Raw genomic sequence first — 19,296 nt, forward strand, 5'->3', positions numbered from 1 at the left:
TGCCAATCGGCGTTTGACCCGGCTGTCCGTATGGCCTTAACTTCCTTTTGGGGAAGTGGTCAAAAATTATCTGCTGGAAAGACCTGATTTATGTTGATATATCTGCTTTCCAAAATCACAGGTCTTACGATATCAGATACATTAAAAAAAATCAAGTGATCACTAAAAATTATTTATTTCATCATTTTGGAACTCGCGTTCTACTCGTATCCCACAACAGGTTTTCTCTGCTATACAACGTCTACGGCGACCGGCAGCTCTGGGATAACCGCACACGTACGATGTGATAACAGTGTAAACGTGTGCGAGTGTATTTTTTTGTATGGCGAATGTTAAATCTGCGATGAAGTACACTCTTTCATTTGCATCAGTGCATATCTTGCTCTTTACACTCCAGATACTCCGATCATTTGCCGCTCAATCATCTTCATTTCATAAAAATAGCCTTTTCGCTCCATTAACTCCGCATAGGGGCCGGCCTCCACTACCCTTCCCTCTTCCATGACCACAATCCGATCCATCTCTTCCAGACCCGTAAGGCGATGACAGATCATTAGAAGCGTATCCTCTGCCGCTTGTGCATAGAGGTGTTTCATCACACGTTCTTCTGTAACATAATCCAGTGAGGAAGTAGGTTCGTCGAGAAGCCACAACCGTCCCTTGCGAAGCATCGCCCGTGCCAGAGCCAGCCGCTGCTTCTCGCCGTCCGACAGGTTTTCCCCTTTTTCATAGACTACATCCGTTAAAGATGTATTGGGTAGCTGTACTTTTTCCAACACATCTACCAGTTGTTCATCCGAATGTTCTTCATCATTCAACAGCAGGTTATCCCGGATCGTTCCCCGGAAGAAATGACTTTGCTGCAGCACGACATTAGCCGATTGCCAAATGCTTGTCTCATCCAGTTCATTCACCGAAATGTCGTTTAAACGGATCTCCCCGGTCGTGGGTGTTCGCAGTTTAAGCAGTAATTCAATAATCGTTGATTTTCCTGATCCGCTCGGTCCGACAATTGCCGTTTTGGAGCCCGGTAAAATATGCAGCGAAATGTCCTTTAGTGCCGGTCTCCACTCCCCTTCGTATTGAAACGTAACACTGGAGAGCTCAAGCGATACCGCCTGATTACCAGATAACGCGCCGTCGGGCTGCGCAGACTCAGACTGTACATCAGAGGTCTGTATGGTTTCCGTCAGTCTTTTCGCAGCATGCTCGCTATCCTGCTTATAATAGGGTAATGTAGCCATTGCTGCAGCTTCTTCGAAAACGGTTAGTGAGGCCATAACCAGCATTGCAAGAAACACGCCAGCTAGCGCTCCGTCAATAATAAGATAGGCTCCAAGCGTCAGCACGCCCCACGAAATAAGAAACGTAACCAATGTGTGCATGGATTGCCCGCGCAGCAAGTGTCCGGCAGCCCGCTGCTGCTGAACCGTCAACGCCGTAGAAGCCTGCTGAAGCTGTTGCTCCCGCTGTGCCAGTTGTCCGTACACTTTCAAATCCCGAAATCCATACAATACTTCGGTGACTTCCGTGGAAAGCAGCGCCCGTTGCTCGCGAACACGTCCATGTATTTTCCGCTGCCCAAGCAAAACCACTCCCGGTACAACCAATGCCGTTGTGAGCATGCCTAATACAAACAGACCCGCAATCCAGAATGAAAAGGCTGAAGTAAACAACACCGTAGCCAAGAAGACCATGACCACAATGATCGGTGGATAAGCAACACGTAAAAAATAATGCTGTAGACTCTCCACATCCCCAACGATTCGGGCAAGCAGATCCCCGCTTCGCTTTTTGTTCAATATACCCGGCGTTAAAGGAATGAGTCGGGCAAAGAAGGATGCACGCAAACGGCTAAGCATGGAGAACGTTGCCCTGTGGGAATACAAGCGCTCCCCGTAACGACTCGCAGCCCGAAGCAGGCCAAGCAGCTTGACCATTGAGGTGAGTACAATTAAGGTGTAGAGCGGTGGAGCAAAGACCGTTTGCGAAATCATATACCCACTCGCGGAAAAGAGGGCCACTCCTGCTATTCCGGCAATAAACCCAGCTAGAATCGAAAGGATAATATCCTTTCGCTCCTGAATCAATGCTTTGGATAAAATCGCTAGCTCATTCATGCTAAGCCCCCTTTTCGTTGAACATCAATCATCTCCGCATACGCGGGTAGTCGCTTCAGAGACTCTTCATGGCGTCCCGTATCCACTAACACACCGTGGTCCATAAACAATATGCGGTCGGCATGTTGAATGGTATATAGCCGATGAGCCACCGTAATCATCGTCGCCCTCTTTGCCAATGCGGCAATGGAGCGTTGCAGGATCTGCTCTGTGTGCAGATCCAGACCCACCGTGGGTTCATCAAACAATATGATGGAAGGCCGCTTCAAAAAAGCACGTGCCAAGGCAAGCCGCTGTTTTTCCCCACCAGACAGACCTCGGCCACCTTCACCAACCAAGGTATCAAAGCCCTGCTCCAATTGTGCAGCCACTTCGGCAAGCCCCGCATCTTCTGCCGCCTGCTCAATTTCAGTCCTGGAGACGTTCCGACCCGCACCAATCGCAATGTTCTCCGCAAATGTACCTGCAAAAATATACGGATGCTGTGTAATGTAGCTGACCTGTTCGAACCATGCAGCCTCATCATACTTGGATAGCGGTTGTCCATTGACCAGAACCTCTCCTGATGCTGGTTTCAGCAAACCCACAATGAGATGAAGTAACGTCGTTTTCCCTGAGCCGCTTTTGCCGACAATGGCAATATGTTCTCCCGGATCAAGCTGGACCCGCCCAGTTTCAAGCTCAAATGATTCTAGCGCGTATCGAAATCGGAGATGGTTTAATGTCATGGATGGTGGCATGGAACTGTCATTGAAAATGTCCATTTGCAATGTACCTATCCCGTTCTCCCTTTCCATCCGATTCATGCTGTCGACCTCGTCGATTCCATCGGATGTACCTAATCCTCCTTTTCCATCTACCGACTTGCTCTCTCCAGCCGTTGTCTCGAGCATCTGCTCTACCTTACGAACCGCTCCCATACTTGTTCGCCCGCTATGAAAGGCGGTTCCCGTATTTTTCAACAAACTGTAAAACTCGGGAACGAGCAGCAACACGAGAAACGCGGTGTGGAACGACATCGATTTGAATACAAGCAGCTGGATTGCCAGTTCGAGAGCAACGATACCGATACTTAACATGACGATCGATTCCAGCATAAAGGTATTTGTAAACGCAATCCGCAAAATGCCCATCGTGGCATCACGATAATCCAGACTGCTGCGTTCAATTTTCTTCTGCTGGCGATGTGCCCGTCCGAATATCTTCAACGTAACCAGCCCTTGAAGAGAATCCAGGAATGTACCGGAGAACTCGGCCAGCTGCGCATATTTTTCCTCTGATTTGTTTTTCGTTTTTAGTCCCACCAAAATCATGAACAAGGGAATAAACGGGGCCGTAAACAGCATAATGAAGCCTGAATTGGCATGCTGCATAAACGTTACAATTAAAATCAGAATCGGAATGATGGCAGCCTCCATCATACGCGGCATATACAGACTGAAATAACTGTCAGCCTCATCCACAGCATCTAGAGCAACGCTGACCTTTCCCCCTGTTTGCCCACGAAGGGTTGATGGCATCGACGCATGGGTCAAATGTTGCAGCACGGCTGCCCGCATATTCGTCTTGGCACTGGCAGCCATATGCAAACCAACCTTCCCGTTCCCATAAGACAACCCTGTACGTACGACCATGGCAGCTAAAAGTAACCCGAGCAGCATGACGACCGACGAGAGGGAAGCTTTCTCCACGAAAATCCGTTGAACTGCTTCAGCAAGCAGTGCGGCCTGACTCACAATGGCTATACCGAGTGCGAGTGAAATAAGAGCCATGAGCACGAGACGTTTTCGCTGGCCAGACATTTGTTGAGCAAGCAGACTTGTTTTCCTCTTCATGCAAACGCTCCTCCTTTCTATGAACCTATGAGGCAGGCTACTCCCTCACTTTGCATAAATAAATTCACTCTATTTTTTTCCCTTTACATAGTCCGCATCAAACAGAAACAGTCTGAAGACCAGGAGCAGGGAAGGAATCAACATACACATGCCACCGATAAACACAACAACCAGTGCAAAGCCCATCGCTGGTGAGGTGACGCTGTTTTGAATTGTAATGTACGGATCAAGGATATAAGGATATTGACCAATTCCGTAAGCGAAAAAGGCACAGAAAAATTGCAGCATGATACATATAAACGCTAATCCGTAACGGCGTCCGTTGTATAACAGCCACATCGCAATCATGAAAAATGCAACGGAAAGCGCAAGCAGCCACCATAAATCCATCATATTTTGAAAATGTCGCTCATTGTGCTGCCCCAAATATATAAATGCAGTCAGTGCGATAATAATCGTCGGTGTACTCCAGAACAGGGCATAGTTCCGTACCAGCTTCAACGCAGAGTGATCCTCTGCCCGAGATGCATAAAAGGCCAGAAATGAGCTGCTTATGAACAAGACGGACACAATCGCCAGTCCAACGATGCTCCATGATAACGGATTGGTAAACAGCGTCCAGAAATCCAGAGAAACCGTCGAACCCTCCTTCACGATAAAGCCGCCTTCAGACAGTGTTAGCGCTACTGACAACGAAGCAGGAATAAGCAGACCTGACGCCCCGTATAGAAACAGATACACGATATTAGTTTTGGAGCCATAGTTCTCAAAGGCATAAAACGAACCACGAATGGCGAGCAAAATGACCGCAATGCTTCCCGGTACGAGCAGTGCTGATCCGTAATAATATGCCGTGTCCGGAAAGAATCCAACGATGCCAATATAGAAAAAAACAAAAAATACATTCGTAATCTCCCATACCGGGGATAAATAACGGGAGATCAGACGATTAATCAGGTGATCCTGTTTCGTCAAGCGTGCATAAAAGGCAAAGAAGCCCGCCCCGAAATCAATGGAGGCTACAATTAAATAGCCATACAAGAACAGCCAGAGCACCGAGATGCCAATCAGCTCGTAACTCATCATGCATTTTCACCCTTTTCTGTAGTCGGATTGCTCTTCTCCTTTTCCCTCATCCATTTCTCCATCTCGACTTCTGCCGGATTATTGTTGAACAAACGTCTTAGCACGAGAACACACATGACTCCCAGAACGATGTAGAGAAGCAGGAAGAAGAAAAAGATCATTCTTATGTTGGGTGATGAAGTGGCGGCTTCCTCTACACGCATATATCCTCGAATAATCCACGGCTGTCGTCCAAGTTCAGCATAGAACCAGCCCAGCTCAACCCCGAGAAAAGCCATTGGCGCGCCCAGGGCTATGATTCCAAGCAGCCACTTGTTCAGTTCATTGCGCTTTTTCCAGAACACAAACAGGAAATACAGAACCGAGATCGCCAGCAGAGTAAATCCGATTCCAGCCATCAAATCAAACAAGTAGTGAACGAGCAGCGGCGGCCATTCGTCCTTCGGAAACTCCTCCAGTCCGGTTACCTCGGCATTAAAGTCACTAAAGGCCAGGAAGCTGAGCAGTTTCGGCAGGTGAAGAGCTCCTATAATTTCATGCTCTGCATTCAGCCAGCCTAATAAAATCAAATCCGCGCCGCTTTCCGTCTCAAAATGCCACTCTGCCGCTGCTAGCTTCTCCGGCTGATGCTCTGCCAAGAACTTGGCGGACACATCTCCAGCTAACGTGTTCAGCACGCCAAACAGCAGCACCACCGCCATCATGAGGTTCAAGGCTTTTTTGTGGTATGCGGATACCCCTTTTCTCAGCATTGCAAAGGCTGCAATTCCGGCTAACAGGGCAGCTCCTGTCAAATAGGCCGAGCTTAATACATGGAACACCTTGGAAAACGTCGCCGTATTCAGCATCGCCTGTATTGGGTCAACCGCTGTGAATTGGCCTGCCTCCATGACAAAGCCCCCAGGCTGGTTCATGAAGCCGTTCACCGTCGTAATAAAGACGGCAGACATACCTGCCCCGGCAACAATCGGAATCGTCAGCAGCCAGTGAATGTACGGATTTTTGAATCGATCCCACGTATACAAATAAATGCCCAGGAAGATCGCTTCAAAAAAGAACGCGAACACTTCCATAAATAGCGGAAGTGCAATGACGTTCCCCGCCAATTTCATAAAATTCGGCCATACCAGGGCCAGTTGCAGTGATATCGCTGTGCCGGTCACAACACCTACCGCCACAGAAATGACAAACCCTCGTGACCACCTCTTCGCCATTAGTGTGTAGTGAGGATCTTTTTTACGGATCCCCATGAACTCTGCAATAGCGATCATTAGGGGCACACCGACTCCAAGTGTCGCAAAAATAACGTGGAACCCTAGCGTCATGCCTGTCACCAGCTTGCTCCACATCACCGTATCAATTGCCATTCTTTACTGCCTCCTTTCAAACTCTGTTCGATTTTTGCAATGATTTGATGCTTTTAATCATTAGGTCAGTCAGCCCTTGAACTACTTTCAATATCAGGATTGGGCGGCTACGCCATTGGTTCAGAATTGGTTTAAAAAGCGCTCCTCCGATGTTGTATGTATAAAGAGAATTTTTTCACAAAGTTAGTGACGAAGGAGTCTTTGCCCAACCAAGTTCTGAACGAGACCTAATAGTTAAAATTATTATATCTTTGTGAATGAGCAATTCAATCACTGACACGTCTTCGTCCCTAAATGTTCAAGAAAGGATCAACTCTTTCCGACAACTCGGTGAAAAGCGTAAAAAGCACCCAAAGGGGCTATTGATTCATTGGGCAGAACCGTGGTATTGCATTTCATTTCCACTATGGGTGAAAGGTGTTTTCGAAACCCAACCGTTTGCAGTTGTTCTGGCTCTTGTAGCTTACAAAAAAAACAAAAGAAACCGCTCATATAGCGGCTTCTTTTGTTCTTAAATCTTACAAGGTTTCAATTCTTTTGTTGGACGGTGTCCTCCAGCCATTGCTGCAAGGGAATATCCTTGGTCAACTCACCGAGCAAAATGTGACTGAACATGCCTTCCTGATCTATGATCATGGTCGCTGGCAGACCGGTGATGCGATACAGGCCGGAGACCTTTCCGGTCACATCAATGATTACAGGGAAATCGAATTGCTGTTTATTCATAAATTCACGAATGGTCCCCTTCGCTTCCCCTACGTTGACAAACAGGGTCTGCACGTCTTCTTGATATGTCTGAGCGATCTGATTAATCATCGGCATCTCCCTCACACAAGGGGTACACCAGGAAGCCCAAAAGTTAATCATCACAACTTTGCCCCGATAATCGGAGAGCTTCACCTGTTCTCCGGCTGAATTAACGGCAGTAAATTCAGGAGCAACTGCACCGATTTCAATAGCACCGATTCTTTGGGTATCTGATGATAAATTCCCTTGGTAAATTGCCCACGCAGCGGTCAGCAAAGCAGCGATTCCAATCAGGATTGTGATGAAACGTCTTATTCTCGCGCTTTTTTTTGCACTTTTTTTTCCCAATTGATTCACCTTCATTTCAAGCCGAGACTATGATGAAAAGCGGCATGAAGCGACCCAAACTGTTGACGAAAGTCCTCTGTTGAGCCATCTCCTACATTACGTCCTTTGTTCATAAAAACAATGTGATCGGCAACATCATCTGCAATCTCAAGCTGGTGGGTGGAGAACACGACCATATGTCCCTCCTCCTTGATTTGTTTGATGAGATTTGCAAATTCCTGCATCCAGAAGGGGTCCAGTCCATTCGTCGGCTCATCCATGATCAGCAGCGGAGGCTTGGCCAACAGAGCCTGGGCAAATAACACACGCTGCCGCATTCCCTTGGAAAAGGTCGTGACCCGCTTGTTTTTTTGCTCGGCCAAGCCTACCAGGGTTAGCACTTCCGATACTCGCGCTTTGGGGACCTTTCTTAGCGCCGCCCAGAACTGGAGCACTTCCTCTGCTGTCAGACCCTGATTGAAATGATAATCATCCGGCATATATCCGATCTGTTCCGAATACCGCTTTCGTTCCTTGGACCAGCGCATTTTGTTTACCATGATTTCACCCGAGGTAGGTTGAAGAATACCTGCCATCATACGCAGCACAGTACTCTTTCCGGCCCCATTTCCTCCACATAAGGCAAGCACATGGCCAGAAGAAACGCGAAAGGATATATCTTCAACAATCTGTTGTTTTTTGATGGATTTGCACAGTCCAACAATCTCTGCTTCCACGTTATCCATGAGAACGCCCCCTCTCCCAGATCCCGTAGACTGCCACAATAGAACATGCTATCCACAGCAGGCATATCCCCGTAAAAATCCAGCTTCCGCTGGATGGTTGTACCCAATCAACCCACTGATAATATTCAGGACCCAGTATGGAGCCTCCGCCAAGTTTGATCACAACAAACAATCGTACCAGCTCAGCCGGATTGATAAAGGTTAGAACGGTGAGTAAGGGTTTTACCCACTGATAAGGCATAAGTCCCAGTACGGAGATTAGAAGTGTCGGCCATCCGATCACAGCGAAAAACCAAACGGATACGGATATCGTTAACGCTTGCCACCGATTTTTGGATAACGAACCGATGAACAATGCAATCGTCAGAAATAGCAGCACCAGTCCGCAGGAAAATACCAGAAACAAAAGGTAGGTCATCACATCTAAAGGGCTGCCAACCCATCCACTAAGAAGTCCCATCAATCCATATCCGAATGTAACTATAGTCATTAATACCACCGAGAGACCTAGATATTTTCCTACGATAAAAGACATCGTGCCGATGGGGTATGTGGACAACAGCTGCCAACTGCCCTCTTCCTTTTCAGAAGTCAACGAGAACGAACCCAGAAAGAGAGTCATCAGCGGCAAAAGATAAAGAATAAGATTTAACATGGAACCTGTCGTGCCAGAGTATCCTGCTACAAAATTCTGAGAATTAATGATCAGCAAACTCAGACTAAATACGCAGAAAAGAATCAAAAATGAATAGGCCCAAGGATTGCGAAACCCCATTTTCATTTCTCGTCGAACGACTTGCAACATATCTCCCATCATGGATCACCATCTTTATTGACCATTACTTGTGGCCTGAATCTTCCGTGGATTCGCTTTCCTCATGTGTTCCTTCATGCATGCCTTCACCCATTCCCTCTTCGGAATGGCCATGCTCACCCATCATATCCATCATCTCTGTGTTTTGTTTCCAGTCGTGGGAGGCGAGGTCTTCAGCGGTCATGATCGTTCCCACACCCTGCTCAGTAACAAAAGCTTCGGCAGATTGTTTATCCTTAAAATTCAGGATGCCATAGGCCATGGGTGTACGCAGTGAAGCATCGTATACATAAGTAGCTTTGCTGTATTCAATCCATTCCTTGTCATTATAGTCACGAACAAAATCCATCCCGATGTTATCTGTTCCGTTCTCTTCTTTCCACTGGTGCATGCAACCGATATCATCAAATTTATAATTTTTACCGTCTTTCGTGGTAAGCTGCGTGGCATAGGCATCATCCTTCACCTGCATTTTGCATATGGCACAGATATCCACGTCTTCATTAATGGGCAACGCCTCGTATTTTTTTCCGCAGGCTGTTAATAACAGCACCCCAAAGAGAAGCACCATGACTGTTTTCAAACTTGTTGTTGTTTTCGTTCTCATTTTCATTTTCGTAATCCCCCCATATAGATCATAATAAAAGTTGCCATGCCCAGCAGGATACATCCGATGATCCAAACCTCAGTTGTCTCTTTCACCGCTTGTGCACCTGTTTCCGTCGTCAGTGATTCCGCTTTCATGCTCATTAACGGTGATCTGTCGGTTGTCCACTCTTCCTTGCCTTCCGTAAACAAACTGCTCATAAAGAGCATGCCTGGTGATTGAAAGAAAAGCTGATAAGCCGAATTTCGGTTGACCACTTGCTCATAGAAAGGATTAATCTCATAGGAAAGTTCACTGATTCCATCCTCGTTCAGGTCGAGACCCTGAAAGGAATCCCAGTAATTCTCCTTCATCTCATTGTTCCGGCTGTCCATCGCTGAAGCTTCAATCACATTCGAAACAAATTGGTTTCTAGTAAACTGGTTGTCCTCTGCCAGAACGAGCTGGATACCAATGAAATTGCGAAGCACCGCATTGCTGCGAATTTCATTTCCTGAGGATTCGGCAATGTTCATGCCCACACGATTACCTTCCACAACATTGTTATGAATTGAGGATCGCTGTACGTCATACAATAAAATCCCTTGTGAATGCACATTTTCGCTCTGTTTACGAAAGGAATTCCCGGATACAACCGTATTCTTGACGCCCATCACCATGGCCCCTGTACTGTTGTTCTCTCCCACATTGTCCACAACAGAAGAACCATCAATATACATACAATGAATGCCGTACCTGGTATGCAGCAGCGTGTTACCCTTAACCGTAAGATTGCGACTGTTCTCCAAGTAGATCCCGTCCCGCATGCCCGTAATTTGGTTCTCTTCAATGGTGTTACGATGGGAATTGTACAAGTCAATGCCATTCCCTTTTTGACCACTGGAAGCCGATTCTGATCCAGCCCATGAAATGTTATTGCTATGTACGAGCCCATCGCGGGAACCCCGCAGCACTATTCCGAAACTTTGACTCTGAATATCAAGGTCCCTGATCTCTGCACGATCTCCTTCAACCTGAATCGCCGCAGTGGGTTCATTCGTTAAGTGCTGAATCGTGAACCCCTGTAATGTCACTCCATCTGAATGAATGGTGATCGTGGACTCAGCTTCTGTATTCAATACTGTTACGGACGAGTCCCCTCGAATGGATATACTCTTGTCTATACTTACGGGACCAGCATACATACCAGGCTCAAGTACAAGCACTTCACCAGGTTTAGAACCATCAATGAGTGGCTGGAGTGGAATAGCGTCTTTTGTTCCAGAAGCAGCGTTTGCAGCATCAAGCGGATAAGGTAATAGGATCGCCAGTATACCCAGAATGAGTAATATTCCTAGGACAATCCGTTTGTTCAACATCATAACCTCCTTCATGAAACACACTGCCCATAGTGTACATAAAAACAAATTTTTACCATATAGCTCATTCTGGCTATAGAACTGTACTTTTTGTGTCCAATTTGTGAGGTCGTTGGAGTTAAAAGCAAAAAGAATGACATTCCACTACCAGAAAGAACGCCCGGATATAATAAAAAAGCTTATTACAGACGATTATGGTCTGTAATAAGCCCTTGCTCCAGTGCATACCGTGTCAATTGAACACGATTTTGAACCTGTAGTTTTTGCAAAATGTTTTTCAAGTGATTCTTGACGGTATACTCTGAAATCGTATAATTTGCAGCGATTTCTTTATTGGTCCATCCTGCAGCTACACCATATAGAATATCCTTTTCTCTTGTGGTTAATGGAACATCAGGCTCTTTTTTCTCCGTTAGTGAGACGTCCTTCAGGATTTGGTATGCCACCTCACGGCTCAAAGGAGCTTCTTCTGTAACGATGGAATGAAGATATTCCAGCCACATGGACGGTTCAAGGTTTTTGAGAAGATAGCCCTGAGCCCCCCGCTTCAACGCCTCCAAAAGGTGAAGTACATCATCCGAGACGGTAATCATGACAATCTTCACATAAGGAAAGGCCAATTTGATCCGTTGTGTTGCTTCCAGACCGTTCAGGATCGGCATCTGAATGTCCATAAGGATCAGATCGGGAAGCCACTGTTCTGTATAATCAATCGCCTGCTGACCGTCCGATACGACGCCAATCACTTCGAAGCTGGGATCCATGGATAAAATTTCACATATGGCTTCTCTCGCATGAGCGTGATCGTCCACAACAAGTACGCGAGTATGGCTCATTGCATCTCACCATCCTTTGAAAATTCGACAACGGTATGCTCCTGTTCCCTTCGGAATTGCATATTAAAGTTCAGTTCATTCATCCGCTCTCGCATGATTTTTAATCCATATCGATCCTTTCGTTCAAAAGGATTCATCTCAAACCCTTTTCCATTATCTCGAATCGCAATATTCCAGCACTGCTTATGTCCCTTTCCCTGAATCCATGCTTGGGATGCTGATGCATGCTTTTGAATATTAAAAAGAGCCTCCCGAATACAAGCGAGCAGTTCTACTCTCTCTTTGTCAGTAAATGCATCCTCCGGGATGCTCCAGTCCAGTTCAATTCGGACAGGGATATCTTTGGAAATTCTTCGAATTTGACCAATCCATGTGACCGATTCGTTCATAGTCAAGGCTTGATCAACGTTAGGATCATAACGCAAATCTGCAATGGCCTGACGCACATAACGATTGACTTCATGAACCGTTTTTTTGATTGAATACACATCGTCCAGCTGTTGATCCTGCTTAGCTTGCTCCTCCAGACGTCCGACTTTCACCGATAATAAAAAAAGGGATTGCGCAATTCCATCATGAAGTTCCTTGGCCATCTTTTCCCGAGATTCAAATGCGGCTTTGACTTCACGCTCATGCTCCAGCTCTTTTTGGATACGTTCCAACATGAGAAACAACCGAGTTAACAACGTTATGCTCACAACATATACAATGACAGGCGTCAGCCAGTTGCCCAGATCCATTGATATATAGGGTAGCAAAAACTGATGTCGTACATATTCCCAGAGTCCAACGGTCAAGGTAGGAATGAGCAGAATCATCCACTTGATTTGTTTGTAAGACATATTCTCCTCCTACATATCAAGATAAGAATCAGTGAGGCAAACGAAGAATATAACCAAATCCCCACAGGGTTTGAATCAACTCTTCCCGATTCGGCACATGCTCGGATAGTTTGTCACGCAGCCGTTTCACATGAGTATCTACAGTTCGATAATCCAGATCTTCCTCATGCTCCACTTTCCAAACAATTCGCAGCAGGTCCTGCCTGGAGAAAGCTATTTCCGAGTGTGTCGCCAGATGATAAAGCAAATCAAATTCTTTGGGCGTCATATGAATTTCCTCCTCTTCTATTGTGACCCTTCGGGAAGCTGGATTGATTAAAATGGAGGAAATCAGCACCTCGCTCGCTGAATGATCTTTTGGCGCAGGCTCGACCAATCCGTTATAACGAGCCATCATGGTTTTGATACGGAGCACCACTTCCCTCGGACTGAATGGTTTCATCACAAAGTCATCCGCCCCTGCTTTGAAAGCTTCAAGCCGATTTCCTTCTTCTGACTTGGCTGTCAGAAACATGACGGGTATGCTGAAGTTTGTCCGCAGGTAATGGCATATTTCAATTCCCTTAACATCGGGAAGAATCCAATCCAGAATGATCATGGCATACGACTCCTGATGAAGCTTACTTAAGGCTTGCCAGCCCAACGAAGCCTCTTCGATGATAAATTGTTCTTTCTCCAAATACATTCGAAGAAGTCTTCGGACCCGTTCATCATCATCTACAATTAATATTCTATGTTGCGGCAGGGTCCCGTTCATGTTTTACCTCCACTTCTTTGTGATATGTAATCAGCATACCTTCATCACACTTAAAAGGCATGACTCCATAGAGCCATGCCTTTTGATAATCTACTTTCGAATTGTAGACAATGTATGAACGATTATGTTCAGGCTATTTCTTGCCGGTGACGGCTGTTACGACATCGTCGGCAACCTTAATCATTCTCAATGACAATCCCAATTCTCACATGCACCAATTATCATGGCTTCGAATATGGATATCTACTAAGCCCCAAATTTTTTAAACCTAGTAATAGAGCCCATTCCTCAGGTTTTTCACAAAATCGATACCGAAATGCATTTGACAAAGCTATATATTGATATAAAATTAATAATATAATCTATATATAGTGTTTGTTTTTGATCACCTTTCATTTGTCAAGGAGGATATGATAGTGCTAATTGTGTATGATTCAATAACCGGGAATGTTAAGAGGTTTATTTCCAAGCTTCAACTGCCGGCTGTTCAGATTCAGAATCAAATGACGATTGATGAACCGTACGTACTTGTGACATATACAACAGGTTTTGGACAGATACCTGATAAGGTGTCTTCTTTTTTGCAAAAAAACTCTGAATACCTGATTGGCGTGGCCGCCAGCGGTAACCGTAACTGGGGTGAGCGTTTTGCCAAAAGTGCAGATTTGATATCTGCTTCTTACAACGTCCCGGTTATCAGTAAATTTGAATTATCTGGTTCCAAAAGAGATGTGGAGTATTTTGAACAGGAGGTGAGCCGCATTGCGCCATATTGAATTGAATAACATGCTGTTAAAGCGCGACTCTAATGGCTTCTTCCAGTTACATAAGGATCAAGAGGCTGTAGAGGAGTTTATGAAAGAAATCAAAGATAAAAGTATGGCATTCGCCAACATTGATCAACAAGTCCAATTCATGATTGAACATGATTATTACGAGGATTTCTATGCTTCCTATACAACCGACGAAGTTAGAACCGTATTCGAAATTACACGCGGCTATCAGTATAAGTTTCCTTCCTATATGGCAGCGTCCAAGTTCTACACCGATTATGCGTTGAGAACATATGACCGAAAAACATACCTTGAGCAATATGCGGATCGAGTCGCAGCCGTAGCACTTCATCTGGGTCAAGGACATTTTGATACGGCTTGTTTGCTGTCTCGTTCTATGATGGAGCAGCGTCTTCAACCCGCGACCCCCACTTTTCTGAATGCCGGAAAAAGTCGACGCGGTGAACTGGTTTCTTGCTTCCTGCTTGAAATGGATGATTCACTGAACTCCATAAACTATGTACTGAACACTTGTATGCAGTTATCCAAAATCGGTGGTGGAGTGGCTGTCAACCTGTCGAAGTTGCGTGCTCGCGGAGAAGTCATTAAAGGTGTCGAAGGTGCTGCGAAAGGCATTACGCCAGTTCTCAAGCTGATGGAGGATGGTTTCTCCTACGCTGATCAGATGGGTCAACGGAAAGGTTCTGGCGCAGCATACTATAATATTTTCGGTTGGGACGTTATGGAGCTGCTGGACAGTAAAAAGATCAATGCGGACGAGAAAATCCGTCTGAAAACTCTCTCTATCGGACTTATTGTACCTAATCGTTTTTATAAGCTGGCTCAAGATAATGAGCCCCTGTATCTCTTTGCACCTTATAGTGTCTATAAGGCGTATGGAACACATTTGGATGATATGGATCTGGATGTGATGTATGATACGTTGCTGGCTGACGATCGTGTGAAGAAGAAAAAATCGTTGAGTGCACGGGATATGCTGACCAAAATAGCGATGATTCAACTTGAATCCGGCTATCCCTATATCATTAATAAAACCAATGCCAATCAAGCACATGCCTTAAAAAACGTAGGACAAGTCAAAATGTCCAACCTCTGCACAGAGATCTTCCAACTTCAGGAGACTTCTGAAATTACAGACTATGGTCAACCGGATATTATCCGCAAAGATATTAGCTGCAACCTGGCCTCCCTCAATATTGTTAATGTTATGGAGAGCGGCAAGATCAAGGAATCCGTTCATGAGGGAATGATCGCACTGACCTCCGTTAGCGACATGACGCATGTTGCCAATGCTCCAGGTGTAGCCAAAGCCAACTCCGAAATGCATTCCGTTGGTTTGGGTGCCATGAATCTGCACGGTTATTTAGCCAAAAACAGGATTGCTTATGAGAGCACGGAAGCCAAGGATTTTGTACGCACCTTCTTTATGACCATGAATTATCATTCTCTGGAGAAAAGTATGGAGTTTGCAATGCAAACCGGCCAACGGTTCCATGGATTTGATAAGTCCGACTATGCGACTGGTGTATATTTCGATCGTTATGTGACCACGGATTACCGTCCCAACACATCGAAAGTACAACAATTGTTTAACGGAATTGATGTTCCTTCGCCCGATGATTGGAAACAGCTTAAATCTAAAGTGATGGAAAATGGCCTCTATCATGCTTATCGCATGGCTATTGCTCCAACAGCAAGCATCTCTTATATCCAAAATGCAACATCCAGTGTAATGCCCATCGTAGAACAAATTGAGACACGAACTTATGCCAATTCAACCACGTATTATCCGATGCCCTATTTGCAAAAGGATAACGTCTTCTATTACAAATCAGCGTATCAGATGGATCAATTCAAAGTGATCGATTTGATTGCGGAAATTCAGCCGCATGTGGACCAAGGAATCTCCACAATTCTTCATGTAAACAGTGATGTATCCACTCGAGAATTGGCTCGCTGCTACCTGTATGCTGCTCATAAAGGGTTGAAATCTCTGTATTATACAAGAACCAACAAGCTAACGATGGAAGAATGCATTGCTTGCTCAATATAAACAAATCCCCTTTTTGGGTATTACGATTGGAGTTTGATATAACATGCCGGCAATTCAAGCTGTGAACTGGAATCGGGCAGATGATGATTTCACTCTCATGTTCTGGAATCAGAATATTATGCAATTTTGGACCGATGACGAGATTCCTTTATCCGATGATAAAAAGACCTGGGGTATGCTCAGTGATACAGAAAAAGACGCTTATATGAAAGTTTTGGGAGGCCTAACCCTTCTGGATACCATTCAGGGCGGTGTAGGTATGCCGCAGATTATGGAGCATGTGGATGGACTGCAACGCAAGGCTGTACTGAGCTTTATGGCGATGATGGAACAGATTCATGCGAAATCCTACAGCAGTATTTTTACCACATTGGCATCAACCGAAGAAATTGACAGTGTATTTAAATGGGTGGAAGAAAATCCATATCTGCAAACCAAAGCGACGGTTATACGTCAGTATTATATGAACATTGAAACTTCAAAAGATTTGTATATGGCGATGGCCGCTTCCGTACTTTTGGAAAGTTATTTGTTTTACAGCGGATTCTTCTATCCACTCTATTTAGCTGGACAAGGCAAACTCACCTGCAGTGGTGAGATCATTGATCTGATTCTGCGGGATGAAAGTATTCATGGTGTATATGTGGGTGTGTTGGCCCAGGAAATATACGCGAGCTTTGATGAAACACAGCGGAATGATGTGTACCAAGGTTTGGTTGATTTAATACAGCTTCTTCATCAAAATGAGTTGCAATATACGCAGGAATTATATACCCCTATTCATTTGACCGAGGAAGTGGAAGCATTCCTTCGTTATAACGCTAATAAAGCGATGATGAACCTCGGTTTTGAGCCATTATTTGAAGACGAGGAAGTCAACCCGATTGTGTTAAATGGAATCAGTACCCATACTAAGCAGCATGACTTTTTCTCTAAAAAAGGCAACGGCTATATTCGCACACTGAATGTGGAACCCCTGACGGATGATGATTTCAAGTTCGAATAAGCCATTACTTGATTACAATGACTACGTGTAGCCAATGAATATAAATAAAGAAGGCTGTTCCCCACAGAGGAATAGCCTTCTTTATTTAATCTTCGAGAAATGAAATCAGTCTTTGCAGGAGAACAGGCTCTTCCTTTCGAAATTGCTCCAATCGGAGTCTTACCTTTGCAAATATTTCATTGTCTTTACGTATTTCATGTCGGATGTATTGATCCCTTAACTTCATTGCCCTTGTAGTTATATCCTGATAACCATTCACAAGTTGTTCGTCGTAAGGGATGATCCCCTCATCGACCAAGTAGCCAATCCGCTCGCTCATCATTTTTTTGTGCTCCCAGAGTACATGAAGATGTCTCACATCGTTACGTTCACCAAGCCGGGGATCATTGCTCTCTACGGCATCATAATACATCTGTAAATAGTCATAGACATCAAGGCCAAAAGCCTGTTCTTGGTCAGGATTGTAATTAATGCGGTTCAGATGGGTCTCTCCGTTCAGATAATCATGCAGCTGGTCGAGCGCTACGATTCGATCAAAAGGATAAGGGGAATGCGGCTCGTATTTGTAAAAATACGTGTGGTGATCTGCCGTGAGCCCCTCTCTCAGCAGATGTCTCATGGAATGGATAGCATCCTGGAAGTCTGTGAACGAAATCTGCAAATTGCGGTAAACTCCTGTATGATCGAACATGGAAGCATCAAAAATACGTTTGTCCCAATCAAAACCGTATAGAAAGAGATGATGAGGAAACGGTTCTTTCTGATAGGCCGCCGCTGGCGGTAGCTGAGCTTCATCCAAAAATACGACGCAATAATAACCGCTGCGAATCTGATCCGCGAAAAATTGAGGCCAAGCGTCCAACGCCAAATGCTCCAGAATCGTATAATTCACAGAGCATGTCAGTAGAAATGGATTGTTGAAATTCAGTTCATTGGGCTTGCCCCGGAAAAAATCGATATAAAACTGTCTGCCATCTTCCAGAAAGGTTTTCTTGCAGGACAACTGAATGAAATTGCTGTAATACCAAGGAATCGTTTCCTCATGTGCACTGGTAATCGAAAGCGTGTAAGCCCACCGCAGAAATCCTTTAAGCGGCGGACTCAACACAGGAAGCTGAACAGCATTCATTCTTTCTCCCCCTTCTGAGTTTTTAGACTTTACCCGGCTACTCTACCTTATGACCCAGAAGCCTTCTTAACTGCTTGCACTGCTGTATCCCTTCACGGCCTGTTTCCAAAGCAATCGTACAGCTATGAAGAGCAGTACCGCACCGACCAGCACCAGTCCTGTATAGAGCCAGCTGAGCTGCCCCAGCAGGAACATCGGTCCGAAATTGGTAATCAGGAACAGCGGAATGACAAAGGTACCAATCCGACGGACCCAAGTCGGGTATATCGCCATCGGAAAGTTATTGGCGTCCCAGGCGGAATGGGCGATTTCTGATGCAGACCCCGTCTGAACGAACCGAAATGACAGTAACGCAGGGATAATCATTAGACAGTATGTGATGATAACGGAGACGAATAATAGCAGCATAAACCCGGCAAGCTGGAGAAATGTCAGGGGTATGTCCATGGCATGCCAGCCAATACCTATCATGACGAAACCAACCAAAATATCAGGGATTGGCAGTGCCAGATCGACATAACGCAAGGAAGCCATAAATTGAAGAGAAATCGGCTTTGTTAACATTAAATCAAGCGAGCCGTCTTTAATATATTCCGGGATTTTCGTGAAATTTGTGAAAAACAGTCCCACGTAAATTCCTGTCACCACAGTGTGCATGCCTATAAATAGAAGCAGCCCTTCAGGCGGTATGCCGTCTACGTGAAGATCGGTGCGGAACACGACGAGCACATATAACAGTTTGGCGAGCAGGTAGACGGATTCCACAAGCAGGCTCATCATGAAATTTCCCCGAAACTCCATCTGGGCAATGAGACAATTTTTGATGAACATGCCGTACAAATGTGCGTATTTTCTCATGGTTCTAAACATAT

At 45.3% G+C, this 19,296-nt stretch carries 17 protein-coding genes; 3 read left to right on the forward strand and 14 right to left on the reverse strand.

What is annotated here, in order from left to right; all coding sequences use genetic code 11:
• Window positions 1-386: 386 nt before the first annotated feature.
• From cydC to Q0V21_RS01675, 12 genes are all read right to left on the reverse strand, one after another.
• Window positions 387-2,120, reverse strand: coding sequence for a thiol reductant ABC exporter subunit CydC (cydC, locus tag Q0V21_RS01620; protein ID WP_301877272.1), 1,734 nt, complete (start codon window positions 2,118-2,120; stop codon window positions 387-389).
• Complete coding sequence (cydD, locus tag Q0V21_RS01625) at window positions 2,117-3,955, reverse strand: thiol reductant ABC exporter subunit CydD (RefSeq protein WP_301877274.1); 1,839 nt, start codon at window positions 3,953-3,955, stop codon at window positions 2,117-2,119. The genes cydC and cydD overlap by 4 nt, the downstream gene beginning before the upstream one ends.
• Window positions 3,956-4,024: 69 nt before the next feature.
• Window positions 4,025-5,041: a cytochrome d ubiquinol oxidase subunit II gene (locus Q0V21_RS01630; RefSeq protein WP_301877275.1), complete on the reverse strand. Its 1,017-nt coding sequence runs from the start codon at window positions 5,039-5,041 to the stop codon at window positions 4,025-4,027.
• Window positions 5,038-6,408, reverse strand: coding sequence for a cytochrome ubiquinol oxidase subunit I (locus Q0V21_RS01635; protein ID WP_301877276.1), 1,371 nt, complete (start codon window positions 6,406-6,408; stop codon window positions 5,038-5,040). The genes Q0V21_RS01630 and Q0V21_RS01635 overlap by 4 nt, the downstream gene beginning before the upstream one ends.
• Before the next feature lie 528 nt (window positions 6,409-6,936).
• Complete coding sequence (locus tag Q0V21_RS01640) at window positions 6,937-7,503, reverse strand: TlpA family protein disulfide reductase (RefSeq protein ID WP_301877277.1); 567 nt, start codon at window positions 7,501-7,503, stop codon at window positions 6,937-6,939.
• 11 nt (window positions 7,504-7,514) lie between these two features.
• The gene (ccmA, locus tag Q0V21_RS01645) at window positions 7,515-8,228 is read right to left on the reverse strand and encodes a heme ABC exporter ATP-binding protein CcmA (protein WP_301877278.1); all 714 of its coding nucleotides are present in this window, start codon (window positions 8,226-8,228) and stop codon (window positions 7,515-7,517) included.
• A complete protein-coding gene (locus Q0V21_RS01650) occupies window positions 8,221-9,042 on the reverse strand; it encodes an ABC transporter permease (protein WP_079349182.1) in 822 nt (273 codons plus the stop codon). The genes ccmA and Q0V21_RS01650 overlap by 8 nt, the downstream gene beginning before the upstream one ends.
• 25 nt (window positions 9,043-9,067) lie before the next feature.
• Window positions 9,068-9,655: a nitrous oxide reductase accessory protein NosL gene (locus Q0V21_RS01655; protein WP_367620501.1), complete on the reverse strand. Its 588-nt coding sequence runs from the start codon at window positions 9,653-9,655 to the stop codon at window positions 9,068-9,070.
• Window positions 9,652-11,010, reverse strand: coding sequence for a right-handed parallel beta-helix repeat-containing protein (locus Q0V21_RS01660; protein WP_301877279.1), 1,359 nt, complete (start codon window positions 11,008-11,010; stop codon window positions 9,652-9,654). The genes Q0V21_RS01655 and Q0V21_RS01660 overlap by 4 nt, the downstream gene beginning before the upstream one ends.
• A 179-nt stretch (window positions 11,011-11,189) precedes the next feature.
• Complete coding sequence (locus tag Q0V21_RS01665) at window positions 11,190-11,843, reverse strand: response regulator (RefSeq protein WP_024634089.1); 654 nt, start codon at window positions 11,841-11,843, stop codon at window positions 11,190-11,192.
• Complete coding sequence (locus Q0V21_RS01670; RefSeq protein WP_301877280.1) at window positions 11,840-12,685, reverse strand: sensor histidine kinase; 846 nt, start codon at window positions 12,683-12,685, stop codon at window positions 11,840-11,842. Before Q0V21_RS01670 ends, Q0V21_RS01665 begins: the two co-directional genes overlap by 4 nt.
• Window positions 12,686-12,713: 28 nt before the next feature.
• Window positions 12,714-13,442: a response regulator transcription factor gene (locus Q0V21_RS01675; RefSeq protein ID WP_301877281.1), complete on the reverse strand. Its 729-nt coding sequence runs from the start codon at window positions 13,440-13,442 to the stop codon at window positions 12,714-12,716.
• A 416-nt stretch (window positions 13,443-13,858) separates the two neighbouring features.
• On the opposite strand from Q0V21_RS01675, the gene nrdI reads away from it, so the two are divergent.
• From nrdI to nrdF, 3 genes are read left to right on the forward strand one after another with little or no spacing between them, the layout of a single operon-like run.
• Window positions 13,859-14,218 (forward strand): class Ib ribonucleoside-diphosphate reductase assembly flavoprotein NrdI, encoded by a 360-nt coding sequence (gene nrdI / locus Q0V21_RS01680; protein WP_301878391.1) that lies wholly within the window; start codon window positions 13,859-13,861, stop codon window positions 14,216-14,218.
• Window positions 14,205-16,289 (forward strand): class 1b ribonucleoside-diphosphate reductase subunit alpha, encoded by a 2,085-nt coding sequence (nrdE, locus tag Q0V21_RS01685; protein WP_301877282.1) that lies wholly within the window; start codon window positions 14,205-14,207, stop codon window positions 16,287-16,289. The genes nrdI and nrdE overlap by 14 nt, the downstream gene beginning before the upstream one ends.
• Before the next feature lie 43 nt (window positions 16,290-16,332).
• Window positions 16,333-17,295, forward strand: a complete 963-nt coding sequence (nrdF, locus tag Q0V21_RS01690) for a class 1b ribonucleoside-diphosphate reductase subunit beta (RefSeq protein ID WP_301877284.1) — start codon at window positions 16,333-16,335, stop codon at window positions 17,293-17,295.
• An 85-nt stretch (window positions 17,296-17,380) separates the two neighbouring features.
• On the opposite strand, the gene Q0V21_RS01695 is transcribed toward nrdF, so the two are convergent.
• The gene (locus Q0V21_RS01695) at window positions 17,381-18,424 is read right to left on the reverse strand and encodes a hypothetical protein (protein WP_301877285.1); all 1,044 of its coding nucleotides are present in this window, start codon (window positions 18,422-18,424) and stop codon (window positions 17,381-17,383) included.
• 66 nt (window positions 18,425-18,490) lie between these two features.
• Window positions 18,491-19,294, reverse strand: a complete 804-nt coding sequence (locus Q0V21_RS01700; protein ID WP_301877286.1) for an ABC transporter permease — start codon at window positions 19,292-19,294, stop codon at window positions 18,491-18,493.
• Window positions 19,295-19,296: the final 2 nt, after the last annotated feature.

Source organism: Paenibacillus sp. 11B (assembly GCF_030487755.1).
Classification (GTDB): Bacteria; Bacillota; Bacilli; order Paenibacillales; family Paenibacillaceae; genus Paenibacillus; species Paenibacillus vandeheii.